30 protein-coding genes are annotated in these 23,171 nt (G+C 70.6%); 13 read left to right on the top strand and 17 right to left on the bottom strand.

Annotation, left to right across the window (positions count from 1 at the left end):
* Nucleotides 1–305 precede the first annotated feature (305 nt).
* The gene (locus P9K36_RS27685; protein ID WP_043346983.1) at nt 306–740 is read right to left on the bottom strand and encodes a histidine kinase; all 435 of its coding nucleotides are present in this window, start codon (nt 738–740) and stop codon (nt 306–308) included.
* Nucleotides 741–968: 228 nt separating this feature from the next.
* Here P9K36_RS27685 and argJ point away from each other — a divergent pair, with 228 nt between their 5' ends.
* The 3 genes from argJ to P9K36_RS27670 are packed head-to-tail and all read left to right on the top strand — an operon-like array spanning nt 969 to nt 3,357.
* Complete coding sequence (gene argJ, locus P9K36_RS27680; protein WP_043346982.1) at nt 969–2,219, top strand: bifunctional glutamate N-acetyltransferase/amino-acid acetyltransferase ArgJ; 1,251 nt, start codon at nt 969–971, stop codon at nt 2,217–2,219.
* On the top strand, nt 2,216–2,932 hold the full coding sequence (locus P9K36_RS27675) for an SIMPL domain-containing protein (protein WP_043346980.1): 717 nt from the start codon (nt 2,216–2,218) through the stop codon (nt 2,930–2,932). The genes argJ and P9K36_RS27675 overlap by 4 nt, the downstream gene beginning before the upstream one ends.
* Nucleotides 2,929–3,357, top strand: coding sequence for a (deoxy)nucleoside triphosphate pyrophosphohydrolase (locus tag P9K36_RS27670; protein WP_043760090.1), 429 nt, complete (start codon nt 2,929–2,931; stop codon nt 3,355–3,357). Before P9K36_RS27675 ends, P9K36_RS27670 begins: the two co-directional genes overlap by 4 nt.
* 171 nt (nt 3,358–3,528) lie before the next feature.
* On the opposite strand, the gene P9K36_RS27665 is transcribed toward P9K36_RS27670, so the two are convergent.
* The 5 genes from P9K36_RS27665 to P9K36_RS27645 form a co-directional block, all read right to left on the bottom strand.
* Nucleotides 3,529–4,506, bottom strand: coding sequence for a Gfo/Idh/MocA family oxidoreductase (locus P9K36_RS27665; RefSeq protein ID WP_043760089.1), 978 nt, complete (start codon nt 4,504–4,506; stop codon nt 3,529–3,531).
* Between the two features lie 100 nt (nt 4,507–4,606).
* The gene (locus P9K36_RS27660; protein ID WP_043346975.1) at nt 4,607–5,428 is read right to left on the bottom strand and encodes an alpha/beta hydrolase; all 822 of its coding nucleotides are present in this window, start codon (nt 5,426–5,428) and stop codon (nt 4,607–4,609) included.
* A gap of 37 nt (nt 5,429–5,465) precedes the next feature.
* Nucleotides 5,466–5,876, bottom strand: a complete 411-nt coding sequence (locus P9K36_RS27655; RefSeq protein WP_043388964.1) for a DoxX family protein — start codon at nt 5,874–5,876, stop codon at nt 5,466–5,468.
* 34 nt (nt 5,877–5,910) lie between these two features.
* Nucleotides 5,911–6,543, bottom strand: a complete 633-nt coding sequence (locus tag P9K36_RS27650; RefSeq protein ID WP_043760087.1) for an alpha/beta hydrolase — start codon at nt 6,541–6,543, stop codon at nt 5,911–5,913.
* Nucleotides 6,544–6,614: 71 nt separating this feature from the next.
* Nucleotides 6,615–7,538: a ring-cleaving dioxygenase gene (locus P9K36_RS27645; protein WP_043760085.1), complete on the bottom strand. Its 924-nt coding sequence runs from the start codon at nt 7,536–7,538 to the stop codon at nt 6,615–6,617.
* 119 nt (nt 7,539–7,657) lie between these two features.
* Between P9K36_RS27645 and P9K36_RS27640 the strand changes: the two genes are divergently transcribed.
* Nucleotides 7,658–8,596: a LysR family transcriptional regulator gene (locus P9K36_RS27640; protein WP_043346969.1), complete on the top strand. Its 939-nt coding sequence runs from the start codon at nt 7,658–7,660 to the stop codon at nt 8,594–8,596.
* A 284-nt stretch (nt 8,597–8,880) separates the two neighbouring features.
* On the top strand, nt 8,881–9,576 hold the full coding sequence (locus P9K36_RS27635; RefSeq protein ID WP_053609680.1) for a GntR family transcriptional regulator: 696 nt from the start codon (nt 8,881–8,883) through the stop codon (nt 9,574–9,576).
* 42 nt (nt 9,577–9,618) lie between these two features.
* Here P9K36_RS27635 and P9K36_RS27630 read toward each other — a convergent pair whose 3' ends face one another.
* Genes P9K36_RS27630 through P9K36_RS27615 form a run of 4 tightly spaced genes read right to left on the bottom strand, consistent with a single transcriptional unit; the run spans nt 9,619 to nt 12,798 of the window.
* Entirely contained in the window at nt 9,619–10,197 is a 579-nt protein-coding gene (locus tag P9K36_RS27630) for a GbsR/MarR family transcriptional regulator (RefSeq protein WP_043346968.1), read from the bottom strand.
* A 45-nt stretch (nt 10,198–10,242) separates the two neighbouring features.
* On the bottom strand, nt 10,243–10,365 hold the full coding sequence (locus P9K36_RS27625; RefSeq protein WP_043346965.1) for a DUF2474 family protein: 123 nt from the start codon (nt 10,363–10,365) through the stop codon (nt 10,243–10,245).
* Nucleotides 10,365–11,372: a cytochrome d ubiquinol oxidase subunit II gene (gene cydB, locus P9K36_RS27620; RefSeq protein ID WP_043388977.1), complete on the bottom strand. Its 1,008-nt coding sequence runs from the start codon at nt 11,370–11,372 to the stop codon at nt 10,365–10,367. The genes P9K36_RS27625 and cydB overlap by 1 nt, the downstream gene beginning before the upstream one ends.
* A 7-nt stretch (nt 11,373–11,379) precedes the next feature.
* Nucleotides 11,380–12,798, bottom strand: a complete 1,419-nt coding sequence (locus P9K36_RS27615) for a cytochrome ubiquinol oxidase subunit I (RefSeq protein WP_043760082.1) — start codon at nt 12,796–12,798, stop codon at nt 11,380–11,382.
* Between the two features lie 261 nt (nt 12,799–13,059).
* Between P9K36_RS27615 and P9K36_RS27610 the strand changes: the two genes are divergently transcribed.
* Nucleotides 13,060–14,280, top strand: a complete 1,221-nt coding sequence (locus tag P9K36_RS27610; RefSeq protein WP_043760080.1) for a pyridoxal phosphate-dependent aminotransferase — start codon at nt 13,060–13,062, stop codon at nt 14,278–14,280.
* 143 nt (nt 14,281–14,423) lie between these two features.
* Here the strand turns inward: P9K36_RS27610 and P9K36_RS27605 are convergent, their stop codons facing one another.
* Nucleotides 14,424–15,350 carry a dihydrodipicolinate synthase family protein gene (locus P9K36_RS27605; RefSeq protein ID WP_043357464.1) on the bottom strand — a complete coding sequence of 309 codons (927 nt, stop codon included), beginning with the start codon at nt 15,348–15,350 and terminating at the stop codon, nt 14,424–14,426.
* Nucleotides 15,351–15,678: 328 nt separating this feature from the next.
* Here P9K36_RS27605 and P9K36_RS27600 point away from each other — a divergent pair, with 328 nt between their 5' ends.
* The 3 genes from P9K36_RS27600 to P9K36_RS27590 all read left to right on the top strand — a co-directional run bounded on the left by P9K36_RS27600 (nt 15,679) and on the right by P9K36_RS27590 (nt 18,111).
* A complete protein-coding gene (locus P9K36_RS27600) occupies nt 15,679–16,455 on the top strand; it encodes an amino acid ABC transporter substrate-binding protein (protein ID WP_043357466.1) in 777 nt (258 codons plus the stop codon).
* Nucleotides 16,456–16,672: 217 nt separating this feature from the next.
* On the top strand, nt 16,673–17,353 hold the full coding sequence (locus P9K36_RS27595) for an amino acid ABC transporter permease (protein ID WP_043760078.1): 681 nt from the start codon (nt 16,673–16,675) through the stop codon (nt 17,351–17,353).
* Nucleotides 17,350–18,111 (top strand): amino acid ABC transporter ATP-binding protein, encoded by a 762-nt coding sequence (locus P9K36_RS27590; protein WP_043760076.1) that lies wholly within the window; start codon nt 17,350–17,352, stop codon nt 18,109–18,111. The genes P9K36_RS27595 and P9K36_RS27590 overlap by 4 nt, the downstream gene beginning before the upstream one ends.
* A gap of 18 nt (nt 18,112–18,129) precedes the next feature.
* Here the strand turns inward: P9K36_RS27590 and P9K36_RS27585 are convergent, their stop codons facing one another.
* The gene (locus P9K36_RS27585; protein ID WP_043760074.1) at nt 18,130–18,858 is read right to left on the bottom strand and encodes an SDR family oxidoreductase; all 729 of its coding nucleotides are present in this window, start codon (nt 18,856–18,858) and stop codon (nt 18,130–18,132) included.
* Nucleotides 18,859–19,049: 191 nt separating this feature from the next.
* Between P9K36_RS27585 and P9K36_RS27580 the strand changes: the two genes are divergently transcribed.
* Nucleotides 19,050–19,349: a hypothetical protein gene (locus P9K36_RS27580; RefSeq protein WP_236961840.1), complete on the top strand. Its 300-nt coding sequence runs from the start codon at nt 19,050–19,052 to the stop codon at nt 19,347–19,349.
* Nucleotides 19,350–19,732: 383 nt separating this feature from the next.
* Complete coding sequence (locus tag P9K36_RS27575) at nt 19,733–20,473, top strand: DUF4336 domain-containing protein (RefSeq protein WP_043760072.1); 741 nt, start codon at nt 19,733–19,735, stop codon at nt 20,471–20,473.
* An 18-nt stretch (nt 20,474–20,491) separates the two neighbouring features.
* Here P9K36_RS27575 and P9K36_RS27570 read toward each other — a convergent pair whose 3' ends face one another.
* The 4 genes from P9K36_RS27570 to P9K36_RS27555 all read right to left on the bottom strand — a co-directional run bounded on the left by P9K36_RS27570 (nt 20,492) and on the right by P9K36_RS27555 (nt 21,953).
* Complete coding sequence (locus P9K36_RS27570; RefSeq protein ID WP_043357477.1) at nt 20,492–20,737, bottom strand: hypothetical protein; 246 nt, start codon at nt 20,735–20,737, stop codon at nt 20,492–20,494.
* 295 nt (nt 20,738–21,032) lie between these two features.
* On the bottom strand, nt 21,033–21,296 hold the full coding sequence (locus tag P9K36_RS27565) for a hypothetical protein (RefSeq protein ID WP_043357480.1): 264 nt from the start codon (nt 21,294–21,296) through the stop codon (nt 21,033–21,035).
* 64 nt (nt 21,297–21,360) lie between these two features.
* Entirely contained in the window at nt 21,361–21,546 is a 186-nt protein-coding gene (locus P9K36_RS27560; protein ID WP_043357482.1) for a hypothetical protein, read from the bottom strand.
* 20 nt (nt 21,547–21,566) lie between these two features.
* Nucleotides 21,567–21,953: a hypothetical protein gene (locus P9K36_RS27555; protein WP_043760070.1), complete on the bottom strand. Its 387-nt coding sequence runs from the start codon at nt 21,951–21,953 to the stop codon at nt 21,567–21,569.
* A gap of 238 nt (nt 21,954–22,191) precedes the next feature.
* Here P9K36_RS27555 and P9K36_RS27550 point away from each other — a divergent pair, with 238 nt between their 5' ends.
* Together P9K36_RS27550 and P9K36_RS27545 are read left to right on the top strand one after the other, a co-directional pair.
* Nucleotides 22,192–22,455 (top strand): hypothetical protein, encoded by a 264-nt coding sequence (locus P9K36_RS27550; protein WP_043389003.1) that lies wholly within the window; start codon nt 22,192–22,194, stop codon nt 22,453–22,455.
* Nucleotides 22,456–22,627: 172 nt separating this feature from the next.
* A complete protein-coding gene (locus tag P9K36_RS27545) occupies nt 22,628–22,816 on the top strand; it encodes a hypothetical protein (RefSeq protein ID WP_043760068.1) in 189 nt (62 codons plus the stop codon).
* A gap of 16 nt (nt 22,817–22,832) precedes the next feature.
* Here the strand turns inward: P9K36_RS27545 and P9K36_RS27540 are convergent, their stop codons facing one another.
* Entirely contained in the window at nt 22,833–23,078 is a 246-nt protein-coding gene (locus P9K36_RS27540) for a hypothetical protein (protein WP_236961841.1), read from the bottom strand.
* Nucleotides 23,079–23,171 lie beyond the last annotated feature (93 nt).

Below are 23,171 nucleotides of genomic sequence, written 5' to 3'. Positions count from 1 at the left end.
GCAATCGGGGCGTTCTCGTCGCGATGGACCAGTTCTGACAACGCGTCCTGGGCCGACCGAAAGATTCGCCTTGCGCGTGTCCGCTGCTGAGCCGCGCTAAAACTGCGCGCCGATCCCTCTTTCACCGGATCACGCGGCCGCTGCATTTGGATTGCCGTGCGGCCCGGCCTGCGTTGCTGACATCGAGCGGGCCGTCCCGCTTGCAACAGTCCCGAACCGGCACGGAGGCGCGGCGACGTCGTGAGTCGCGTCGGCCGCGATTCGCTCGACGCCTCGCGAGGCCCCTCAGGCCGTCGCGCCGGACCTCAGGCCGCGCGGTTCGCCAGCGCCTCGCGCATCATCGTGGCGACCATGCCGTTCTGAAGCTGGTCGCGCGGGACGCGCAGCGCGTCGGGCACGCGGGCCGACGCCTCCGGCTCCATCGCGTCCACCGGGTCGCTGGCGAGGATGATGCGCAGGGCCGGGCGCAGGGCCCGCGCCTCGACGGCGAGCTGCGCGCAGCACAATCCCCCCTGGAGCGCGGTATCCACCACGATCACATCCACGGGGAGGCCGAGGGCCAGCACCGTCATGGCATCGACGCCGCGATCGCAGGCGGTGACCTGATAACCCAGCATCCGGACTTGCGCGGAGACCTCGTCGCGCCAGCGCTTGTGGCAGCCGACCACCAGAACCTGGATTCGATAGCAGCTCCCCTGGGGAAGGCTGCCCGAGGCAGTCTCGACGTCGGCTGGGGGCATTCCGCACTCGACCTCGCGCTGACTTTGCGATGCAGCATGCTAGGCTGGGATGCAATCCACACGCAAGCCCGACGCCGTGATACCGCCGTATTCGGCGCCGTCGGTGCACAAAACCGAAGCAGCTCGAAGCGTGGCCATAGGCTGAGCACACGGTTGACGCCGCAGGGGTCGCGCGGGCAACACCGGGCCGCCGCGGAACCTGAGCCGCGCGTGCCGGAGCCTGAGCCGATGTCATCCGCGAAAGCCCCTCCCGTCTCCCCGCTGGCGCCCACCGCGATGCCCGAGCTGCCCCCCCTGCCGGGCGTGCGCATCGCCACCGCTCAGGCGGGGATCCGCTACAGCGGCCGAACCGACGTGCTCTACGTCGCGCTGGAATCCGGCACCCGGGCCGCGGGGGTGTTCACCCGGTCGAAATGTCCCTCGGCGCCGGTGGATTGGTGTCGCGACGCCCTGGCCGACGGATCCGCGCGGGCGCTGGTGGTCAATTCGGGCAACGCCAACGCCTTCACGGGCCGGCTCGGACGCGACGCGGTGGCGCGCACCGTCGAGATCGCCGCGCAGGCGGCGGGCTGCCGCACGGGGGAGGTGTACGTGGCGTCGACCGGCGTGATCGGCGAGCCGCTTCCGGCGGAGCGGTTCGAGGGCGTGCTCGCGGAGTGCGCGGCCCGGGCCGAGGATGGACCGGCCGCCTGGAATGCGGCGGCCCGCGCGATCATGACCACCGACACGTTCCCGAAGCTCGCCACCCGCACGGCCGAGATCGCCGGCGTGCCCGTGACCATCAACGGGATCGCCAAGGGCGCCGGCATGATCGCCCCCGACATGGCGACGATGCTGTCCTTCGTCTTCACCGACGCGGCCCTGCCGCAGGACGTGCTGCAGGCGCTCCTCTCGGCGGGCACGAAGACGAGCTTCAACTGCGTGACGGTGGACGGCGACACGTCCACCTCCGACACGCTGATGCTGTTCGCCACCGCCAGGGCCGGCCATCCGGCGATCACGGATCCCGCCGACCCGCGTCTTGCCGGCTTCCGGGAGGCGCTCGACGGCCTGCTGATCGAGCTGGCCCAGCTCGTCGCCAAGGATGGTGAGGGCGCGCGCAAGTTCGTCACCGTGCGGGTCACCGGCGCCGAGAGCGACGCCTCCGCGCACCGCATCGCGATGTCGATCGCCAACTCGCCGCTGGTGAAGACCGCGGTGGCCGGCGAGGATGCCAATTGGGGCCGCGTCGTGATGGCCGTGGGCAAGGCCGGCGAGCCCGCCGACCGCGACCGGCTCGCGATCTGGTTCGGCGACGTCCGGGTGGCCGTCCAGGGCGCTCGCGACCCCGATTACAGCGAAGCGGCTGCCAGCGCCGTGATGCGCGAACCGGAGATCGAGATCCGGGTCGATCTCGGCCTGGGCGACGGCAATGCCCGCGTCTGGACCTGCGACCTGACCAAGGCCTATGTCGAGATCAACGGGGATTACCGCTCGTGAGGGCCATCCTGTCCGGCGCCCTGCTGGTCACGGTCCTGGCGGCCCCGGTTCAGGCCGACGACGCGGCGTGCAAGCGGCATATCAGCGTCGTCGGACGCGCGGCGGAGACGCGGGCACCGGACTTCGCCGAGGTGACCGTCGGCATTGAGGCGCGCGCCGCGACCGCGGCAGCCGCCCTCGACGCGGCCTCGAAGGCGGTGTCCGGCGTCTCGGCGCAGGCCCGTGCCCTCGGGGTCCCGCCGGCCGATATCGGGACGGCCGCCGTCACCCTGCAGACGGCGACCCGCACCGTCGCCCGGCCCGGAGGCGCCGTGACCGAGGAGCCCGACGGCTACCGCGCCAGCAACCTCGTCACGGTCCGCCTCGCCGATATGGACCGCCTCGGCGACCTTCTCCGGCAAGCACTGGACTCCGGGGCGAACCGCATCGACGGCGTGAGCTTCGGACTGCGCGACCCGGACAAGAGCGAAGCAGCCCTTCAGGTCGCGGCGACCCGGGACGCCCGGAGCCGGGCCGAGGCACTCGCCGAGGCGGTCGGGGCCAAGCTCGGCGCGCTCTGCACGCTGACCACCACGGTCGGGACACCGTACCGCCCGGCGCTGGAGATGGCCCGCGCGGCACCGATGGCCGCCAAAGGGCGACGGGTGCCGATCGAGGCGGGCACGATACAGATGTCTTCCGAGGTCTCGGCCGCTTTCGCGGTGGCGCAATGAGCGGGCTCGAAGGCGGCGCGCTGCGCCTGCTCCTGGTGGTCGCCGTGGCCCTCGTCGACGTCGACGGCCGGGTGCTGGTGAGCGAGCGTCCGGCGGGCAAGCAGCTCGCCGGCCTGTGGGAGTTCCCCGGCGGCAAGGTCGAGCCCGGCGAGCGCCCCGAGCAGACCCTGATCCGGGAGCTCGCCGAGGAACTCGGCATCCGGGTCGAGGAGCCCTGCCTCGCGCCGCTGACCTTTGCCAGCCATGCCTATTCGGACTTCCACCTTTTGATGCCGCTCTACGTCTGCCGGCGCTGGACCGGCACGCCGCGCCCGATGGAGGGACAGGCGCTCAAATGGGTCCGGCCGAAGGCGCTGCGCGATCTCGCCATGCCGCCCGCCGACGCGCCGCTGATCCCGTTCCTGGTCGACCTGCTGGGAAGCTGAACGCCTCACGGTCCGGGTCGCTCGGTCCCGGTCCGCTCCGTCATCGCGAGCGCAGCGATCCAGGGTAGCGAGAGGCCAACCCGCGTCCCGCGGCCTGAATGGCCGCCCTCCGCTCGAAGACGGCGGAGCCTCGGCGGGTTCGTTCTTCGGGCGCGGGCCCGCGCCCGGCCCTCACAAGGCCAGGATACCCTCTACGACCTCCTGCACGGCGAGCGCCTCCGCGAAGGTGGCGAGGGGGTGGGGTTCGCCGCGGGCCATCCGGACGACGCCCTCAAGCTGTCGCCGGAGGGTGATCGGCCGCAGCCGCTCGTTGGGGATCGCGTCCGGCTCCGGCTCGAAGCGCCCGTCGGCGCCCCGACGCTCGGCGATAGCCCAGTCGCGCAGCCGGACGGCGCCCGCATCGCCCTCCAGCGTCCACGTGTTGTGGTCGTCGGCCTCGACGCCCCCGACCCGGCCGGTCAGGGTGACGGGAATCCCACCCGCGGTGAGCGTCACGTCGATCGCGCGCTCGGACCGGCCCGGCTCCGGGAACGCGATCCGTCCGGCGAGACCCTGGAGCGGGCCGAGCTGGCGGCGGGCCAGGAACAGGAAATGCGAGACCACCTCGCGGGTGAAGCCGCCCTCCGCCCGGGCGTCGAGCCAGTGCGCGGCGTCGGCCTGCCAGGGGCGCGGCCAGCGAGCGAATTCCACCGCGATGGTGAGCGCCCGGGGCGTGCCGACCGCGCCCGCTTCGATCCAGCGCTCGATCGTCGCCACGCCCGGCGACGAGGCGAACGGGAAATTGACCGCGCCGGCACCCGTGGTGTCCGCCACGAAGGCGCGGGCATCGGCCAGATCGATGGCGAGCGGCTTCTCGCAGAAGACGCTCCGGCCGGCGGCCAGGGCGGCACGGGCATAGCCGAGATGCGAGGCGGGCGGCGAGGCGACGTAGACGCAGTCGCTGGCCGCCACGACCGCGGCGGCGTCGGCCACGCGCGGCACCGCCGGGAAGGCCGCGCCGATCCGGGCCAGGGCCTCCGGAGCCGGATCCCAGATCGCCGCGACCCGCACGGGCGAATCCGCCGCCCCGTGGATCGCGCCGAGCAGGCGCTCGCCCATGATGCCCGCGCCGATGATCCCGAGGGCGAGGGGTGCGTCGGAGGTCGGCATGCGAGGATCCACGCGGAGGTTCGGGTCTGACGGACCGCGGCGTGCGGCCCGTCGCAGGCTTTAGGAGCCCGGACCCGCGCGGGAAAGGCCGCCGGTCTCCTCAACCTTGGATGAAGGCGAGCAGGTCTGCGCTGAGCCGGTCCTTGTGGGTGGCGGCCAGCCCGTGCGGGGCGCCCGGATACTCCTTCAGCACGGCGTTCGGCACGAGCTTGACGGCGGCGCGCGCCGCGGCGTCGATCGGCACGATCTGGTCGTCGTCGCCGTGCACGAACAGGGTCGGCACGTCGATGCGCTTCAGGTCCGCGGTGAAGTCGGTCTCCGAGAAGGCCGCCACGCAGGCGTGCACGTTCCGCAGGCCGGCCATCATGCCCTGCATCCAGAACGTGTCCCGCAGGCCATCGCTGACAGCGGCGCCCGGTCGGTTGGCGCCGTAGAAGGGGCCGCTCAGGTCCTTGAAGAACTGGGACCGGTCGCGGAGGACCGAGTCGCGGATGCCGTCGAACACCTCCCTGGGCTGGCCGCCCGGATTCGCGGGGGTCCGGACCATCTGGGGCGTCACGGCCCCGACCAGCACCGCCTTGGCGATGCGCGCCGTGCCGTGCCGCCCGATGGTGCGGGCGACCTCGCCGCCACCGGTGGAGTGGCCGACCAGCACCGCGTCGCGCAGGTCGAGATGGGCGATCAGCCCGGCGAGATCGTCCGCATAGGTGTCCATGTCGTTGCCGGACCAGGGCTGCTCGGAGCGACCGTGCCCCCGGCGGTCATGGGCGATGACCCGGAACCCGTGCTGCCCGAGGAACAGCATCTGGTCCTCCCAGGCGTCGCCGTTGAGCGGCCAGCCGTGGCTGAAGACCACCGGCTGCCCGGTGCCCCAATCCTTGAAGTAGATCTGCGTGCCGTCCTGCGTGGTGAAGTAGGGCATGGTGGTCTCCCGATAGTCGCAACAGTCGAAGGACGGGTCAGGCCCGGCCCTGCCGCGCGTCGAGGCTGAACGGACCGGCCCCGAAGGCCGCGACCTGGAGCAAGCCGCCGGCCATGGCGAGGTTCTTCAGGAAGTGGAACATCTGGTTCTGGTCGCCGAGGGCCGCGTGGAAGGTCACCGCGGTGGCGACCGCGAAGAGCGCGAGGATCAGGGCGACGAGCCGGGTGCGGTAGCCGGCGATGAGCAGCAGCCCGCCGACGACCTCCACGCTTGTCGCCGCCGCGTAGGCGAGAGGCGGCAGCGGCAGATGGGCGGCCTCGATGGTGGCGAGCGTCGCGGCGGGGGCGGCGAGCTTGCCGGCGCCGCTCACGAGAAAGATCGCGCTCATCAGGACCCGGCCGGCCACCGGCAGCAGGGCGGTCGCGCCGGGAGAGGAAATCGGGGACATCGTCAATCGCTCCATCCTGTCGTCAGTTGCGGAATCAGGCCGCTTCGGGGCCTGGGAGGCTGCGAAGCCATGCGAGGGCCTGACTGACATCGGCCTGCGACAGGCCGTGGCCGGCCGGCAGGATCCTATGCTCCACGCGCGCCCCGGAGGCGGAAAGCTGCTGCGCGAGGCGCCTTGCATTCTCGACGGGTACGATCGGGTCCATCGCCCCGGAGAGGATCAGGACCGGCCGGCCAGCGAGGTCCGCGGCCGGGGGCTCGGCGAACGGCACCATCGGGCGGATCAGCACGGCACCCGTCAGGGTCTCCGGCCGGAGCATCAGCAGCGAGGCGGCGATGTTGGCGCCGTTCGAGAATCCCAAAGCCAGGGGGGGCCCGAGGCCGTACCGTGCCCGGGACGCCGCCACGAAGGCGGCGAGGTCGCCGGTGCGCCGACGGAGATCCGCCTCGTCGAAGACCCCTTCGGCCAGGCGCAGGAAGAAGCGCGGCATGCCGTTCTCGCTGACGCCGCCGCGCGGCGCGAGCAGGGCGGCCTCCGGCGCGACCATGCGGCCGAGGGGGAGGAGGTCGTTTTCGTCGCCGCCGGTCCCGTGCAGGAGCAGCAGGGGACGCGCGGTGTCGGGACCGGGCTCGAAGCGGTGGATGAAGCCGGTGGTATCCTGGGTCATGATGGCCTCACGGCTGATGGGGCGCGGTCCCGCCCCGCACGGATGCGGGGCGGGCATGATGGTGTTGCGGCTCAGGCGACCTTGGGCAGGACGGCCTCGATCTCGGCCCGGTGCGGCTCCAGGCCGGCGGGGAGCTTGAGCGCCTGGCCGAGGGCCTCGATCGGCTCGTCCACCGCGAAGCCGGGCGCGTCCGTGGCGATCTCGAACAGCACGCCGCCGGGCTCGCGGAAGTAGACCGAGCGGAAGTACTGCCGGTCGCGCTGCTCAGTGACGTGCAGGCCCCGCGCCGCGAGCGCCTGCCCCATCGCAGCCTGCGCGGCGTCGTCCGCCGCCCGGAATGCGATGTGGTGGACCGAACCCGCCCCCGGCCGTCCGGGCAGGAAGCCGCCCACCGCCCGCAGGGTGACGAGCCCGCCGAGTTCGGCGCTGCCCGCGAAGCGGATCAGGCTGCCCTCGCGGCCGACCTCCTGCAGGCCGAGCACCTCCGTGAGGATCGCGGCCGTGGGCTCGGCCCTGTCGAGGAGCAGCGTCACCCCGTGGAGGCCGCGGATCGCATGCTCGGCCGGTACCTCGCTCGACGCCCAGCCCTCCGCATCGCCGACATCGACACCCACCAGGGCGAGCATCATGCCGTCCGGATCGCGTAATCGCAGGGTCGGCGCGCCGAAGACCTGAACGAGCGGCTCGTGGGCGACGCCCTTCTCGATGAAGCGATGGGTCCACCAGCCGATGGAGGCGCGGGGAACCCGGAACGCGGTCTCCTGGGTCTCGCCGATCCCGACGCGGCCCGGCGCGGCGTGCTCGATGGGGAAGAAGGTCAGGATCGTGCCCGGGCGCCCGACCGCATCGCCGTAATACAGGTGATAGGTGCCCGGATCGTCGAAGTTGACGGTCTTCTTCACCAGACGCAGCCCGAGGACGCGGGTGTGGAAGTCGAGGTTGCGGAGGGCCGGGCCGGAGAAGGCCGTGACATGATGGAGGCCGGTCTGAACCATGGCGATGTCTCCCGACAGGCCACCGCGGAGGGCGGCGTGTTTTGATGACGGGAATGTGCCCCTTGCCATGTCTCGCGAAAATAGAAACGATGGAAACCTATCGTTTCTGGAAATGACCGATGCGATTGCCCGATTTCGAGGCCTGGGCGGTGTTCGCCAAGGTGGTGGAGACCGGCTCCTTCGGTCGGGCTGCCACGGAGCTCGGCCTGTCGAAGGCCACGGTCTCGAAGGCGGTGAGCCGGCTCGAGGTCCGGATCGGTGCCCGTCTGTTCAACCGCACGTCCCGGAAACTCGCCCTCACGGCGGCTGGGCAAGGCGCCAAGGACAGCGCCGCACGCATCCTGGCCGAAGGTGAGGCCGCCGAGGCCCTCGCGACGGCGAGCGCCACAGAGCCGCGCGGCCTCGTGCGCCTCGCCGCGCCGATGACCTTCGGGGTGATGCACGTGGCGCCGATTCTGCCGGCCTTCCTGCAGCAATACCCCTCCGTTTCGGTCGACCTGCACCTGTCCGACGCGGTCGTCGACTTGGTCGGGGGCGGATTCGATGCCGGGCTGCGCATCGCCGCCCTGCCCGACTCATCGCTGCGGGCGCGCCGGCTCTGCGGGATCCGCCGCTCGCTGGTGGCCACGCCCGCCTATCTCGACCGGCACGGCAGGCCCGAACATCCGGACGATCTCGTCCATCACACCTGCCTCGGCTACGCCTACCTGCCGACGCCCGATCGCTGGCGATTCGTGGACGGAGCCGGGACCGAGGCCGTCGTGGTGCCCGCGGGCCAGCTTCGGGCGAACAATGCCGAGGCCCTGACACCGGCGCTTCGGGCCGGTCTCGGCCTCGCCCTGCAACCGGACTTCATGATCTGGGAGGATCTCGAGGCCGGGCGCCTCGAACGGGTGCTGCCCGCTTGGTCGCCGCCCCCGATCGCGCTGCATCTCGTCATGCCCCCCGGCGATCCGAGGCCTGCGCGGGTGACGGCGCTGATCGCATACCTGGGGCAGACCCTCGCCCAGTCGCCTTGGGCCGATCCGCACCACCGGCGCGATCCACCAGAACGATAGGCCGCGCGACGGGGCCGTGCCCCACCCGGTTTCGGTCCTGGTTTTCGCAATCTGGATCAGTGCCGTCCACGTCTGCGTGCGTTATCGGCGATCAGCAGGTGAGTCGCATGATGTTCCTGCTGGCTGAATGACATCGCGGGCGGGGGCCGAGACGTACAACCCAACAGCAGGGGCCCGTAAATTTGCAACCTCAAGTTCGATCAGGACAATCTGGCATTGGACATGCGAGCGTTTCCGCGGCATGACGGTGTCCTGCATAAATGTATACATTCGGCGAGGCGTTGATGTCCCCTGCGGTCCCCGGACGACCGGCGCCAGATCGGCTGCGGCACAAGACCGTGTCCGCGGCCGTCGCGGACTCGTTGCGTCAGCAGATCCTGAACGGGGACCTGCCGCCCGGGGTGCAGCTTCGCCAGGATGCCCTGGCTGAGGAATTCGGGATCAGCCGGATCCCGATCCGCGAAGCTTTGCTCCATCTGGAAGCCAGTAATCTCGTGAAGATCATGCCGCATCGGGGTGCGGTCGTGACGGGTCTGTCGCTGCAAGAGGTCGAGGACATCTTCCAGCTGCGCGTCCAGCTGGAGCCGCAATTGCTGCTGCTATCGGCCCCTCATCTGTCGCACGACGAGATCCGGGATCTCGACGCGCTCGCGCAGGAGTACGGCGCGGCGCTGGAGACGGGCGAGGTCCTCCGATGGGGCGACCTGAACAGCCGTTTCCATCTCGACCTGCTCCGCCACGCCAATCGCCCGCGGTCGCTGACGATCGTGTCCGGACTGCTGCAGGATTGCGAACGGCCGACGCGGCTGCAGATCTCGACCTCCAACGACGCGACCCGCGCCCTCAGCGAACATGCGCAGATCCTCGACCTGTGCGAGGCGCGCAGGTTTGAGGAGGCCGCGGCCTGCCTGCGCGGCCATATCGAGCATGTCGGCACTTCCCTCATCGCCCTCTACCGGCGTGCTCTCGCCCGGGCCTGATCGGACCTGACAAAGCCGTGCGCCCCGGCGCATCCGGCCGACTCAGTCCGGCTTGGATGCCAGACCGCCGATCCGCCCCGGCAGACGGGTCAGGCGATCCTTCATCTCGAGCACCTTCTGGACCTTTGCGCCGAGGGTGAGGAGCTGGACGAGGCGCTCTGTTTCGAGGCGGCGCACGTCGGCGTACCAGCCCGCGAACAGCTCGAAGAGGTCATGCATCTCCTTGAGACGCTCCTGGGCGTGCCGCTCCTCCTCGGTGGCGGCGTCCTGCATCAGGAGCTCGCGCAGGAGGGTCAGCGTCGGATCGACTTCCCGCTTCTTGCGCTCCTCGACCAGCGTCCGGACGATCTGCCAGATGTCCTCGGGCGTCGTGAAGTAGTCGCGCCGGTCGCCCGGCCGGTGCTGGAGGCGCACGAGATTCCAGGCCTGCAGTTCCTTCAGGCCCATGCTGACGTTGGAGCGCGACACGCCGAGCCGTTCCACGATCTCGTCGGCGTTGAACGGCCGCTCGGCCACGAACAGCAGGGCGTAGATCTGCCCCACGGTCCGGTTGATGCCCCAGCGCGAGCCCATCTCGCCGAAGTGCAGCACGAAGGTCTGGACGAGGGGAGGCAGTTGCACGGCGAGGGTCCGACGCGGGGAAGGTACGGGGTCGCCCCCGGCTTATCAGGACTTGAGCCAGAACCGGAGGAGCGTCGCCACGAAGGCGAGGCCGACGACGCTCGAGGCCCAGAGCACCGCGAACCAAGCGAGGCGCTTCCAGAGGGGTTGTGCCGATGCGGGTGCCATCAGTGATATCCGTGCGCGTCGACCTTGCCGCGGAAAACCCAGTACGCGTACGCGGTGTAGGATAGGATGATCGGGATCAAAACCGAGGCGCCGGCGAGGAGAAAGATCTGGCTCGCCTCGGGAGCGGCCGCCTGCCAGATTGTGATCCGGCCCGGCACGACGTCGGGGAAGATGCTGATGCCCAGCCCCAGGAAGGTCAGGGCGAACAGGCCCAGCGCAATCAGGAAGGGCGCCCGCTCGGCCCCGCTGCGCAGGGCCCGCCACAGGGCGTACGCGGCGAGCGCCACGAGCAGCGGCACCTGCGCGGTGACGAGCACGTTCGGCATCGCCAGCCAGCGCTCGGCGTAGCGGCCCTGGAGGAACGGCGTCACCGCACTGACGAGGGCGATGGCCGCGACCGTCGCCACGGTGAGGCCCAGGGCATAGCGCCGGGCCTGCGCCTGGAGCTGGCCCTCGGTGCGCATCACCAGCCACGTCGCCCCGAGCAGTGCGTAGGCGACGACCACGCTCGCGCCGACGAGGATGCTGAAGGGCGTGAGCCAGTCCCACCAGCCGCCGGCATAGGCCCGCCCCTCGACGGTGATGCCCTGCAGGAGGGCGCCCAGCGTGATGCCCTGGGCCAGGGCCGCCACCAGCGAGCCGCCCGCGAAGGCCACGTCCCAGGCGGCGCGGTGGCGGGGATCGCGCCAGCGGAACTCGAAGGCGACGCCGCGGAAGATCAGGCCGAGCAGCATCGCGATGATCGGCGCGTAGAGCGCCGGCAGGATCACCGCGTAGGCCAGGGGGAAGACGGCGAACAGGCCGCCGCCGCCCAGCACGAGCCAGGTCTCGTTGCCGTCCCAGACCGGGGCGACCGAGTTCATCGCGGTGTCCCGCTCCGCGCCGGGCCGCAGGAGGGGGAACAGGAGGCCGATGCCGAGATCGAAGCCGTCCATGACGATGTAGGCGAAGACCGCGAAGGCGATCACGAACGCCCAGACCACCGTGAGGTCGAAGCTGTAGGCCATGGGTTCCTCACTCGGCCGGCTGGAGATGGCGGTCGGGATCGATCGCCGGGGCGGGGGTGAGGCCCGCCGTCCGGATCGGCACGCCGGGCTCGATGCCGCGCTCGCCGGCATGCGGGGGCTTGGCCATCAGGCGGAGGATGTAGGCGGTGCCCATGGCAAAGACCGCGAAGTAGATCACCACGAAGGCGGTGAGCGAGGCCGCCACCGCGGGCGCGTGGAGCGGCGAGGCGGACTGCGCCGTGCGCAGCAGGCCGTAGACCGTGTAGGGCTGGCGCCCGACCTCGGTGGTGATCCAGCCGGCCAGCACCGCCACGAAGCCGGCCGGGCCCATCGCCACCGCGAAGCGGTGCAGCGGCGGCCACGTGTAGAGCGTCCCGCGCCAGCGGGCGAGGAGGCTCAGGGCGCCGAGCAGCAGCATCAGCATCCCGAGACCGACCATGATGCGGAACGACCAGAACACGATCGGCACCGGCGGCCATTCCGCCCGCGGCAGGCTGTCGAGCCCCTTCAGGGGCGCGTTCGGATCGTGCTTCAGCACCAGCGAGGACAGCTTCGGGATCTCGACCGCGTAGCGGACGGTGCCGGTCTCCTGGTCGGGCAGGCCGAACAGGATCAGCGGCGCGCCGTCCGGGTGGCTCTGGTAGTGCCCCTCCATGGCCATGACCTTGGCGGGCTGGTGCTCCAGCGTGTTCAGGCCGTGCGCGTCGCCGGCGAGGATCTGGACCGGCGCCACCAGCGCGGCCATCCACATCGCCATCGAGAACATCGTCCGGGCAGCCGGATTGGACCGGTCGCGCAGGAGGTGCCACGCGCCGACCGCGCCGACCACCAGGGCGGTGGTGAGATAGGCGGCCAGCACCATGTGCACGAGGCGGAACGGGAAGGACGGGTTGAACACGATCGCCCACCAGTCGAGCGGCACGAACTGGCCGTCCGCGTTCGTGCCGTAGCCCGCCGGGGTCTGCATCCAGGAATTCACCGACAGGATCCAGAAGGCCGAGAAGAAGGTCCCGAACGCCACCATCAGCGTCGCGGCGAAGTGCAGCCGCGGCCCGACCTTCGTCATGCCGAAGAGCATCACGCCGAGGAAGCCCGCCTCCAGGAAGAAGGCCGACAGCACCTCGTAGGCCATCATCGGGCCCAGCACCGGGCCGGTCTTGTCCGAGAAGACCGACCAGTTCGTGCCGAACTGGTAGGACATCACCAGCCCCGACACGACGCCCATGGCGAAGGCGATCGCGAAGATCTTAATCCAGTACTTGAACAGGTCCATGAAGACCTGACGCCCGGTGGCGAGCCAAAGCCCTTCCAGCACGGCGAGGAAGCTCGCGAGGCCGATCGAAAAGGCCGGGAACACGATGTGGAAGGCCACCGTGAACCCGAACTGCATGCGGGCGAGGATCAGGGGATCGAGATTGGCGAGCACGTCGGGCCTCCGGCACTGAGCGCGACTCGGCATATAGCAATTTCAGAAATGTCTGAAAAGTCAGAATGCAGAACGGCCGCGCGTCGGGGCGGCCGCGCGCGTCGGCCTCCGGGGCTGATCCGGGCGACGCGCGGGTCTGGACGTCCGCGCTTGAACGCGGCAGGGTCGCGGCCTTCCCCACAGGTCGGGATCCTGCAGGCGCTCCGGTGCATGCCGCGCCACGGCACGCCGCGTCCCGACGCAAGCAGAGCACGCGCCGCCATGGCCGATATCCCCGCATCCGCCGCGCCCGTCGATCTCGCCTCCGCCCTCTCGGCGCGCATCCGCGGCATCGGGACGAGCCAGATCGGGCTGGTGGCGGATCGCGGGCGGGACGACCCGGAGGTCGTGAAGCTCTGGATCGGCGAGGGCGATCTGCCGACCCCGCCCTTCATCGTCGAGGCGGCCCACAAGGCGATGCTCGCCGGGCACACCCGCTACACGACCTCGCTGGGGCTGCCGGCGCTGCGCGCGGCGCTCGGCGCCTATCACGCCCGCCATTGGGACGTGGAGATCCCGCCCGACCGGTTCGCCGTCACGGCGGGCGGCATGAACGCGATCATGCAGGCCGCCCAGGTGCTGCTGGAGCCGGGCGACGAGATGATCATCCCGTCCCCGGCCTGGCCGAATCTCGGCGAGGCGGTCCGCATCGCCGGCGGCATCCCGGTGACGGTCCCGTACCGCAGGCTGCCGGACGGACGCTTCGCGCTGCCGCTCGCCGATATCGAGGCGGCGCTCACCCCGCGCACCCGGGTGATCATGGTGAATTCACCCTCCAATCCAACCGGCTGGACCATGCCGCTGCCGGAGATGAAGGCCCTGCGCGACCTCGCCCGGGAGCGCGGCCTCTGGATCCTCTCGGACGAGGTCTACGCGCATTTCACCTACGGCAACCGGATCGCGCCGTCCTTCCTGCAGATCTGCTCGGAGGACGACCGGCTGATCGTCACCAACACCTTCTCGAAGAACTGGGCCATGACCGGCTGGCGCGCCGGCTGGGTGATCTATCCCCGTGGCCTCGCGCCCACCTTCGCCAAGCTCGGACAGTACAGCACCACCTCGATCCCGACCTTCGTCCAGCACGCTTGCATCGCGGCCCTCGAGGAGGGCGACGGCTTCATCCGCACCATGGTCGACCGCTGCGCCGAGGCCCGGGCGATCCTGATGGAGGGCTTGTCCCGTCTCCCGGGCGTCACGGTCGCACCGCCTGACGGGGCCTTCTACCTCATGGCCCGGATGGGCGGCGACGAGCCCAGCCTCGACCTGGCACTGCGCCTGCTGCGGGAGGCCAAGGTCGGGGTGGCGCCGGGGACCGCCTTCGGGCCGGAGGGCGAAGGTCTGGTCCGGATCTGCTTCGCCATCAGCCCGGCCCTGGCGCGAGAGGCGGTACGGCGGCTCTCGGGCGCACTCGGGACCCGCGACCCGGCCGCGTCGGCGCATTGAGCCGGGCGGGTTAGGCGGCCCCGCTCGCCTTGCACGCGCGGCGACGAAGCAGGGCGGTGATACAAGGCGGTGAAGCAGAGACGGTGAAGGCCTACGGGCCTTCCTTGCTCAGGGAGTCGCCTGTCCGAGGCCGCCGCGCCATCTCAGCGCCCCCAGCGCAGGACCAGCGCATCGTTCCGGCGGGCCAGTTCGATCAGCCCGGCGCGCGTGTCGGGGTGCAGCGGCTGGATCGGCAGCCGCGCGGTCTCGTGGGCGATCACCCCGCCCTCGGCCATCAGCGCCTTGCAGGCCAGCAGGCCGCATTGCCGGTTCTCGTAGTTGATCAGCGGCAGCCAGCGCGCGTAGGCGTCCATGGCCTCGTCCCGGCGGCCCGCCGCGTAGGCGTCGGTGATCTGCCGGATCCCGTCCGGATAGGCCCCGCCGGTCATCGCTCCGGTGGCGCCGGCATCGAGGTCGGCCATCAGGGTGATCGCCTCCTCGCCGTCCCAGGGGCCCACCACCGCTTCGCCGCCCAGCGCGATCAACTCGCGGAGCTTGGCTGCAGCCTGCGCGGTCTCGATCTTGAAATAGGCGACGTTGGCGATCTCCCGGGCCATGCGCGCCAGGAACGCGGCCGAGAGCGGCGTTCCCGAAACCGGAGCGTCCTGGATCATGATCGGGATCGAGATCGCGTCCGAGACCGCGCGGAAGAACTCGTAGATGCCGAGGTCCGGCACGCGGATCGTGGCCCCGTGATAGGGCGGCATGATCATCACCATGGCGGCCCCGGCCTCCTGCGCCAGCCGCGAGCGCTCGGCACAGACCTGCGTGGCGAAGTGGGTCGTGGTGACGATCACGGGCACGCGGCCGGCCACGTGCTCCAGCACGGCGTGCATGACGGTCTCCCGCTCCGCGTCGGTGAGGACGAACTGCTCGGAGAAGTTGGCGAGGATGCACAGGCCCTGGCTGCCGGCGTCGATCATGAAGTCGATCGCCCGGCGCTGCCCGTCGAGGTCGAGGGCGCCCGCGGCGTCGAAGACCGTCGGGGCGACCGGGAAGACGCCCCGGTAGGATTGGGCAGGCGAGGTCATGCGCGCTCCTTCCATCGAGAAGGCCGCGTTCCCCGGCGCGTGAATCGGTCCGGATTCGAGACCCGCTTCCTCCTAGCACGGAGCCGGCCTGTCCGCGGCCGCATCATATCCCCGGGACGATGCCCCTGTCGGTAGGCGTCCCGGGTTCCCCTTGATATGGGAAGCGCGGCCTTCCGGAGCGTGGCGCCATGCGGCGGCATTTCCTGACGGTCCATCAAGTCCCGGCCACGCGCTGGCCGCCCGAAACCTTTTCTGCGTCCCGCGTCGACAGCTGAGAGCGACCTCGGCGACAGCGGCAGGACCTTCTATCGCGCTGGAGCCAACCACGATGCGCTTTGTCTCGACCCGCCTCGCCCTGGTCCTCGCCGCTGCGGCATGCCTCCTCGGAATGCCCGCGCAGGCGGACGACCTCGACGCGATCCGTGCGTCCAAGACCCTGCGCATCGGGACGGAGGGCACCTACGCGCCGTTCACGTTCCACGACGCCTCCGGGGCGCTCGTCGGCTTCGACGTGGAGATCGGCCGCAAGGTCGCCGAGAAGCTCGGCGTCACGCCGCAATTCCTCGAAGGCAAATGGGACGGCCTGATCGCCGGCCTCGACGGCAAGCGCTACGACGTGGTGATCAACCAAGTCGGCATCACCAAGGAGCGTCAGGCGAAGTTCGACTTCTCCGAGCCCTATATCCGGGCGCGGGCCGTGCTGATCACACGCGCGGACCGGGCGGACATCACGTCCTTCGCCGACCTGAAGGGCAAGAAGGCCGCGCAGAGCCTGAGCAGCAACTTCGCGCGCCTTGCCGAGCAGTCCGGTGCCGAACTCGTCGGCACGGACGGATTCGATCAGTCGGTTCAGCTCGTGGCCACCGGCCGCGCCGACGCGACCGTCAACGACAGCCTGTCGTTCCTCGACTTCCACAAGCAGAAGCCGAATGCGCCCGTGAAGATCGTCGCCGAGCAGACGGACGCGGACGCATCCGGGATCATCATGCGCAAGGACAACCCCGCGCTGAAGGCTGCCATCGACAAGGCGCTGGAGTCGATTAAGGCCGACGGCAGCTACGCGGCGATCGCCCAGAAGTACTTCGGCGCCGACGTCTCGAAGTAGCCGTCCGGAAGGGGCCCGTCGCGGCGCCCCTGCGGGTCGCCTGCAGGCCCCTGCAAGCCTGAAGGCTGCGAGGATCCGGGCCTCTGAAGGCAGAGCGCATCGGGATCCCTCCCCGAGGGGACGCGGGGATCCGCACATATCCTTCGGCGAAGGCCATGCCCCGAGGCCGAACCTGCGAAACCCGTAACCCTGTCCGACCGAAAGGAAACGTCGCCCTGTGCCGCACTGGCTCGACCTCATGCTCCAGTCGCTGGGGCCGCTGCTCGCGGCCGGCCTCCGCTTCACGGTCCCGCTGACCCTGATCGCCTTCATGCTGGGGCTCGGCCTGGGGCTCGGAACCGCGCTCGTGCGCCTGTTCGCCCCACGCCCGCTGGCGGCCTTGGCCTGGTTCTACGTGTGGATCTTCCGGGGCACGCCGCTCCTCGTGCAGCTCTTCGTGATCTTCTACGGGCTGCCGAGCACCGGCATCCTGATCGACGCCTTCCCTGCGGCCGTGATCGGGTTCACGCTCAATGTCGGCGCCTACACGTCCGAGATCATCCGCGCCGCCATCGCCTCCATTCCGAGGGGACAATGGGAGGCGGCCTACGCCACCGGCATGACGCCCGCTCAAGCCCTGCGGCGCACGATCCTGCCTCAGGCAGCGCGGGTGGCGGTGCCGTCGCTCGCCAACTCCTTCATCGCGCTGGTCAAGGACACCTCGCTCGCGGCCGCGATCACCGTGCCGGAACTGTTCCAGGCCGCCCAGCGCATCGTGGCCGTCACCTACGAGCCGCTGATCCTCTACATCGAAGTGGCGCTGATCTACCTCGTCCTGTCCACGTGCCTGTCCTGGCTCCAGACGCTCTTGGAGCGGCGGCTCGGGCGATACGGCGGATATCTGGAGGCGCGCGCATGATCGCCCTGTCGGCCATCGAGAAGAGTTTTGGCGGGAACGCGGTCCTGCGGGGCATCGATCTCGCAGTGCCCGAGGGCCGCGTCACGGCGCTGATCGGCCCGTCCGGCTCGGGCAAGTCGACGCTCCTGCGCTGCGTCAACCTGCTGGAGATGCCGCGGTCCGGTACGCTCGACCTCGGCGATATCCGACTCACCTTCCGACCGGACCGGCCGCCGACCCGGCGGGAGATGCTCGCGGTGCGCCGCCAGACCGGCATGGTGTTCCAGAATTTCCAGCTCTTTCCCCATCGCACCGTCATCGAGAACATCACGGAGGGGCTCGTCACCGTCGCCAAGTGGCCGCAGGCCAGGGCGCGGGCGCGAGCGCTGGAGTTGCTGGAGCGCGTCGGCCTCGCTCACAAGGCGGGGGACTGGCCTGCCAACCTGTCAGGCGGCCAGCAGCAGCGGGTCGCCATCGCCCGGGCGCTCGCCCCCTCCCCACGCCTGCTCCTCTGCGACGAGCCGACCTCGGCCCTCGACCCGGAGCTCGCAGCCGAAGTGGTGGATGTGCTGGCCAGCCTCGCGGGGGAAGGCATGACCATGCTGATGGCGACCCACGACCTGCGCCTCGCGCGGCGCGTCGCCGACACGGTGGTGTTCCTGGAGGGCGGCACGATCGTCGAGCGGGGACCGGCGCCGGACCTGTTCGCCCACCCGAAGGATCCGCGCACCCGCCGCTTCATCCGGACTCTGCTCGGTGAAGCCGCGGAGGAGGCGTGAAGGGCGATCCGGCCTGGATCAGATCGTCCAGCCGCCGTCGATCATGACGGCTTGGCCGGTCGTGTAGGTCGCGCCCGCCAGGTAAACGGCGAGGTCGGCGATCTCCTCGGCGGTACCCAGCCGCCCGATCGGCTGCCGCGCGATGAAGGCCGCGCGGGTCTGCTCGTAGTCGCCCTGCGCGCGGATGCGCTCTTGGAGCGACGGACTCTCCACCGTGCCGGGGCAGATCGCGTTGCAGCGGATGTTGTGGCCGACATAGTCGGCCGCCACCGCCTTGGTCAGGCCGATCACCGCCGCCTTCGTCAACCCGTAGGCGAAGCGGTTGGGCACGCCCTTCACCGAGGATGCGACCGACGCCATGTTGACGATGGCGCCGTCGCGGCGCTCCAGCATCCCGGGCAGAACCGCGCGGATCGTGCGGATCATCGCCTTGACGTTGAGATCGAGGGCGAAGTCGAGGTCGTCGTCGCGCATCTCCAGGATGGTGCCGGCGTGCACGATGCCGGCGCAGTTGAACAGGACGTCGACCACGCCGATCCGCGCGACCAGGGTGCTGACGGCGCCCGCATCGAGAACGTCGAGGATCGCGGTGCTGAGACCGTCGGCGCGCAGCCCGGCGAGGGCATCCGCGTTGATGTCGGTGGCGTGGACCCGAGCCCCGGCTTGGGCGAAGGCGAGCGCGCTCGCCCGCCCGATCCCCTGCCCCGCCGCCGTAATCAGGACCGTCTTCCCGGACAGATCTGCCATTGCTCGCTCCCAGCAGGCTGCACTTCGCCGCGTCGGCTCCCGGACCGGGATACGCCGGCCAGATCCGGGCATCCGGGCTGAGTGCCCCCCAGCGTTGTAGGTTCCGGATGGGCGGGGCTCCAGGCCCGATCGCCCCGTCCATCCGACCCGACGCCGCCGCCCGGAGCGACGCAATCAACCGACCGCGCGGGATGACCGGCACGGTGGCGGATCTCTGGATGCCCGTCCGGCGTTCTCACGACGAAACCGTTTCGTGGAGGATCCCCGTGGGGCTTGCCGCCTTCGTCTTCTTCGTCGTGCCCTGGATGGCCGTGGCGATCTGGCTCTCGCTGCGTCCGTCCGGCGCCCGCCTGGGCGCCCCGGCTGCTCCCTGGCGTCCGCTGACGGATTATCCGCCGCCGGCGCGGGACCAGCAGGACAGCGCAGAGACGCAGAGCCTGGATTCGGGTGCGGCGCATGACGGCAAGCACGCACCGATCCAGGCCGTGTAGGGCCCGCTGAGGCGGCGGATGGTGGAGGTGGAGATTTCCACCTCCCGGCCAACAAGCGTCGCATCATCCCATCCGCCGCGCCTGCCCTGCGCCTCGATCCGTTCGGACCCTGGGCGGCACCGAAGGGGGCGGCGGCGACGCGCGTCTGGACCGGTCCGGACGGTCCGGCTCTCGGACGGGCCTGCCACGCGCCGACACGATCCTCAGGATCGTGAGCGCGCTTCGACGCGCCGTCCTGGCTCCTGTGAGGAGGTCGGGCGCGCCGGCCGCGGCGGGGGCGTGGTCCGCCGGCCTGCGGCGATCCATCCCGGAAATCCGTTGCGCTTCCGCGGTTGCACAGGTTCGTGGGCGCGACGTTGCGCGGCCGAGGGAGAGACCGGGACTTGCCCGAAGCCACCTATCCGCCCCTCGACGTCCTCAAGCCGGTGGCCGATGGCGTCTGGATCGTCGACAGCGGGCCACTCCGCGTCCTCGGCATCCCCCTCCCGGTCCGCATGACCGTCGTCCGCCTACGCGACGGCGGACTCTGGCTGCACTCACCGACACGGTTCGATCCGCACCTGTACCGCGAGATCGCCGCATTGGGGCCGATCCGGCATCTTGTCGCCCCCAACATCGCCCACTGGACCTTCCTGAAGGCGTGGCAGGCGCATTGTCCGGAGGCGCTGACCTGGGCGGCTCCGAATCTCCGCCAGCGTCGCCCGGTCCGCCGCGCCGGCCTCCGCATCGACCGGGTTCTCGGGGATGACGCCCCCTCCGATTGGGCGGCCGATTTGCGCCAGATCGTCGTGCCGGGCGGCTTCGGGTTCCGGGAGGTTGCGTTCTTTCACGGGGCGAGCCGGACGCTGATCCTGACCGATCTCGTCCTCAACCTGGAACCGGAGAAGATGCCGGCGCTCCTGCGTCCGTTCCTGCGCCTCGCCCGCATGACGCGACCGCACGGCCAGCCGCCACCCTACCTGCGCCTCGTGATCAAACTCCGCCGGCACGACGCCGCGAGAGCAGCGAGCGACCTTCTCACCTTGGCTCCCGAGCGGGTCATCTTCGCACACGGCCTCTGGTTCGCCGGGGACGGCGCAGCGCGCCTCAGACACGCGCTCCGCTGGCTCGCGAAAGGCCTCTGAGGGCGGGCGGTATCGGGATCACGCCGCAGCGATCAGCCGCCGCATGATCCAGGCCCGGGCGGCCGCGAGATCCGCGAAGAGCGGCGGACAAGCCGGTGCGAGCGGGCCGAATCCGGCCTCCAGGAACCACTTTCCGGTGTCCTCGCCGTGCTGCGCCGAGAGGCGGACCAACACCGCGACCAGAAATCCGTCGGCGAAGACGAGCTGGCTCTCGGTATCGTCGCTGCTGGTCGCGACCTGCACGGCCTGCAGGCTCAGGATCATTCGGCCATCGACTTCAAGGCGAAGACTTCGGCCGGATCAGTCCATCGCACGTTGGCGACGGGCGCAGATCTCCGTACCGATCCCTCTGGTCAATCGACCCTTCGCGCCGAAGTTCCGACGTCGATAGGGTCCGGCCGGCAGCCGCCCCCGCGATGGCGCAGTCGGGGATCGCCCGCCCCGCGAAGCAGGCGTGCAGATGGATGACGGCCCGCGCGCCGATTCGGTCCGGGCTCGGCCCGGCGGACGCCTTCGCGCGGGGCACCGACGATGCGTCGACCAGGAGAAGGGCGGTCGTTCAGGGCTCTTCCGGCGGGTCAGCCGCGACGGTGACGGCCCCCTCGATCGAGCGGGCGAGTTCGGTCAGCACCTCCTCCACCATCGGCGGCCAGGGTGCCTTCTCCTCGTCCATGAGGCGGGCAGCGCCGACCAGGGCGGCGATCTGCGCCTCATAGACGGGACGGCCGACGAGCTGCGCGTAGCGCACCCGCGCCGCAAGCGCCGTGGCGAGGCGCTGGACCTCCGCGATCTTCACGCTCGGCGCGCCGCTGCCGTCGCTCATCCGTCCATCCCTCCGGATCCTCGCCGATCCTCATAGGCCATGGGCGGGATACAGTCAGGACCGGCTACCAAGCCTGGAGGATCCAGCCGCAGGCGAGGGCGACGACGACGCCGGCCAGCAACGCCAGGGCGATGTCCCACAGCGGAGCGGTGAACGCTCCCGGCTCCGAGACGAAGCGTGTCAGACTCTCGGGCAGGACCGGTGCCGGCGGCCCGCGCCGCCAGCGCAGGCCAGTGCGGATGCGGCGCATGCGCAGATCCCCCGACCCTCTCAGGCGGTCTCGGCCAGGCGGCCGGCGGCGGCCTGCGCCTTCCGCGCCCCGCCCTTGGTGCGGACGAATTCGCCGAGCGGCTTGCAGGCCGGAAGGCCGATCACCTCCGCGGGCCGCATCCCGGCCGGCGGCCTCGGATCGCACCGGGTCAGGGTGCCGGCGGCCTCCGCGGTCCCGGCGGATCCGCCATCCGCGCTCGGCAGGTCGACGCGATGCCCGATCAGGTACGCTTCGAGGTCGATCAGGCGGTGGCGCAGGCGCCAGATGTCGTTCTCGACGCCGTTGATCTGGACCAGCAGGTCGGAGACGGTGCCCTGGCGCGCCGCGATGGCCGACAGCACGGCGGCCCGCTCGTTCAGCAGAACGGCTTTGACGGTCGGGTTCATGACGCACGCCTCCGAATGTTACTGCGCCACGATCCGCCAATTCCGCCTGCGAAATACCTCTCAAAATTGATTAGCCATTACGCCCGAAGGTTAAGCGCGGAATTCGACGGCATCGCCGCGAAACGACGCCTCCGAATGCACCACATGCCGGCGCGGGCGCGTCGCGGGTGCGGGAACTTCATGAACGGACAGGCGTCGGTTTCTCGCAGACCGACGCACGCAGTTCCGGGAGCTTCACATGCGCAGATCCGCAACCCTCGCCATGGCCGCCACCCTGAGCCTGGCTTCAGCCACCGCCTGGGCCGACCCCGTCGGCAGGACGGGAACCGGGGGCGGCCCCGATACGACCGCCAAGGCGCCCCACACCGCCGCGACCGGCCAGACGGTGCCCAACCCCGGCGCCCTCGGCCCGAGCGAGACCGGCAGCATCGAGCGGCGGGATGCCATCGAGGAGCGCAACGACGCGATCACGCGCGGAATCTGCATCGGCTGCAGCCGCTGAGACCGCAGGCCGTCCGGCCCCATCGCGCCCGGCCAAGCGGCCATCTGCAGGGCGCCCCCAAGGGTATGACGAACCGTCATGGCCGGGGCGCCCTGTTCCGGGCGGGGCTTGAAGCCGCGGCCGCCGCGGCCCAAATCATCGGCCCTCACCCACCATGAACAGGAGTCGAAGCGTGGCGAACGAGTCTGTCGAAGAGGCGACAGAGAAGACCTATTTCGGGCTGACCCTCGCGCAGCATGCGGAGCGGATCCGAAAGCTCGCGACCGAGCGCGGCCTCACCGGCGATGTCTTCGACCGCGTGACTGCGAAGGCCGTCGCGATGATCCCGACCGTCAAGGTGAACGACGCCGCCCAGCGGTGAGCCCGGGCGGGCCGGATCAGCCTTCGGCCCGCAGGCCCTTGATGATGCGCCGGGCGATGGTCCGCACGGCCTCATCGTCCCGCGCCTCGCCCTCGACCGGATCCCACAGGTGGGCGAGGCTGCCCTCAAGCTCGTCCAGCAATTCCGGATGACGCTGCGCCAGAAACCGGACCGTCCCGAACAGCAGATGCTCGGTCGCCATCTCGCGACGACGGGCCTCGGCGACGGCATCGGGATGAAGCTTGGGATTCTGCGCGCTCATGGATGCCCAACGATCGGCGGCGGCGGCGGTTCGTCCCGCAAGGCGTGGTGCGACGCCGCGGAGCGGGCTTCAGCGAACGCGATATCCGCGACG

It is taken from the genome of Methylobacterium sp. 391_Methyba4 (assembly GCF_029691625.1).
Classification (GTDB): Bacteria; Pseudomonadota; Alphaproteobacteria; order Rhizobiales; family Beijerinckiaceae; genus Methylobacterium; species Methylobacterium fujisawaense.
The sequence above is the reverse complement of the archived record's forward strand: the minus strand, read 5'-3'. Positions and strand labels throughout refer to the sequence as shown.

Bases quoted from the DNA above. Each gene is read 5' to 3' on its own strand.
- P9K36_RS27580 (WP_236961840.1), top strand. From the start codon at position 19,050: ATGACCGGCACGGTGGCGGATCTCTGGATGCCCGTCCGGCGTTCTCAC.
- P9K36_RS27610 (WP_043760080.1), top strand. From the start codon at position 13,060: ATGGCCGATATCCCCGCATCCGCCGCGCCCGTCGATCTCGCCTCCGCC.
- P9K36_RS27585 (WP_043760074.1), bottom strand. From the start codon at position 18,858: ATGGCAGATCTGTCCGGGAAGACGGTCCTGATTACGGCGGCGGGGCAG.
- P9K36_RS27650 (WP_043760087.1), bottom strand. From the start codon at position 6,543: ATGACCCAGGATACCACCGGCTTCATCCACCGCTTCGAGCCCGGTCCC.
- P9K36_RS27550 (WP_043389003.1), top strand. From the start codon at position 22,192: ATGCGCAGATCCGCAACCCTCGCCATGGCCGCCACCCTGAGCCTGGCT.
- P9K36_RS27540 (WP_236961841.1), bottom strand. From the start codon at position 23,078: ATGAGCGCGCAGAATCCCAAGCTTCATCCCGATGCCGTCGCCGAGGCC.
- P9K36_RS27635 (WP_053609680.1), top strand. From the start codon at position 8,881: ATGTCCCCTGCGGTCCCCGGACGACCGGCGCCAGATCGGCTGCGGCAC.
- P9K36_RS27590 (WP_043760076.1), top strand. From the start codon at position 17,350: ATGATCGCCCTGTCGGCCATCGAGAAGAGTTTTGGCGGGAACGCGGTC.
- argJ (WP_043346982.1), top strand. From the start codon at position 969: ATGTCATCCGCGAAAGCCCCTCCCGTCTCCCCGCTGGCGCCCACCGCG.
- P9K36_RS27665 (WP_043760089.1), bottom strand. From the start codon at position 4,506: ATGCCGACCTCCGACGCACCCCTCGCCCTCGGGATCATCGGCGCGGGC.
- P9K36_RS27645 (WP_043760085.1), bottom strand. From the start codon at position 7,538: ATGGTTCAGACCGGCCTCCATCATGTCACGGCCTTCTCCGGCCCGGCC.
- P9K36_RS27660 (WP_043346975.1), bottom strand. From the start codon at position 5,428: ATGCCCTACTTCACCACGCAGGACGGCACGCAGATCTACTTCAAGGAT.
- P9K36_RS27560 (WP_043357482.1), bottom strand. From the start codon at position 21,546: ATGCGCCGCATCCGCACTGGCCTGCGCTGGCGGCGCGGGCCGCCGGCA.
- P9K36_RS27565 (WP_043357480.1), bottom strand. From the start codon at position 21,296: ATGAGCGACGGCAGCGGCGCGCCGAGCGTGAAGATCGCGGAGGTCCAG.
- P9K36_RS27570 (WP_043357477.1), bottom strand. From the start codon at position 20,737: ATGATCCTGAGCCTGCAGGCCGTGCAGGTCGCGACCAGCAGCGACGAT.
- P9K36_RS27555 (WP_043760070.1), bottom strand. From the start codon at position 21,953: ATGAACCCGACCGTCAAAGCCGTTCTGCTGAACGAGCGGGCCGCCGTG.
- P9K36_RS27670 (WP_043760090.1), top strand. From the start codon at position 2,929: ATGAGCGGGCTCGAAGGCGGCGCGCTGCGCCTGCTCCTGGTGGTCGCC.
- cydB (WP_043388977.1), bottom strand. From the start codon at position 11,372: ATGGCCTACAGCTTCGACCTCACGGTGGTCTGGGCGTTCGTGATCGCC.
- P9K36_RS27655 (WP_043388964.1), bottom strand. From the start codon at position 5,876: ATGTCCCCGATTTCCTCTCCCGGCGCGACCGCCCTGCTGCCGGTGGCC.
- P9K36_RS27640 (WP_043346969.1), top strand. From the start codon at position 7,658: ATGCGATTGCCCGATTTCGAGGCCTGGGCGGTGTTCGCCAAGGTGGTG.
- P9K36_RS27605 (WP_043357464.1), bottom strand. From the start codon at position 15,350: ATGACCTCGCCTGCCCAATCCTACCGGGGCGTCTTCCCGGTCGCCCCG.
- P9K36_RS27685 (WP_043346983.1), bottom strand. From the start codon at position 740: ATGCCCCCAGCCGACGTCGAGACTGCCTCGGGCAGCCTTCCCCAGGGG.
- P9K36_RS27600 (WP_043357466.1), top strand. From the start codon at position 15,679: ATGCGCTTTGTCTCGACCCGCCTCGCCCTGGTCCTCGCCGCTGCGGCA.
- P9K36_RS27625 (WP_043346965.1), bottom strand. From the start codon at position 10,365: ATGGCACCCGCATCGGCACAACCCCTCTGGAAGCGCCTCGCTTGGTTC.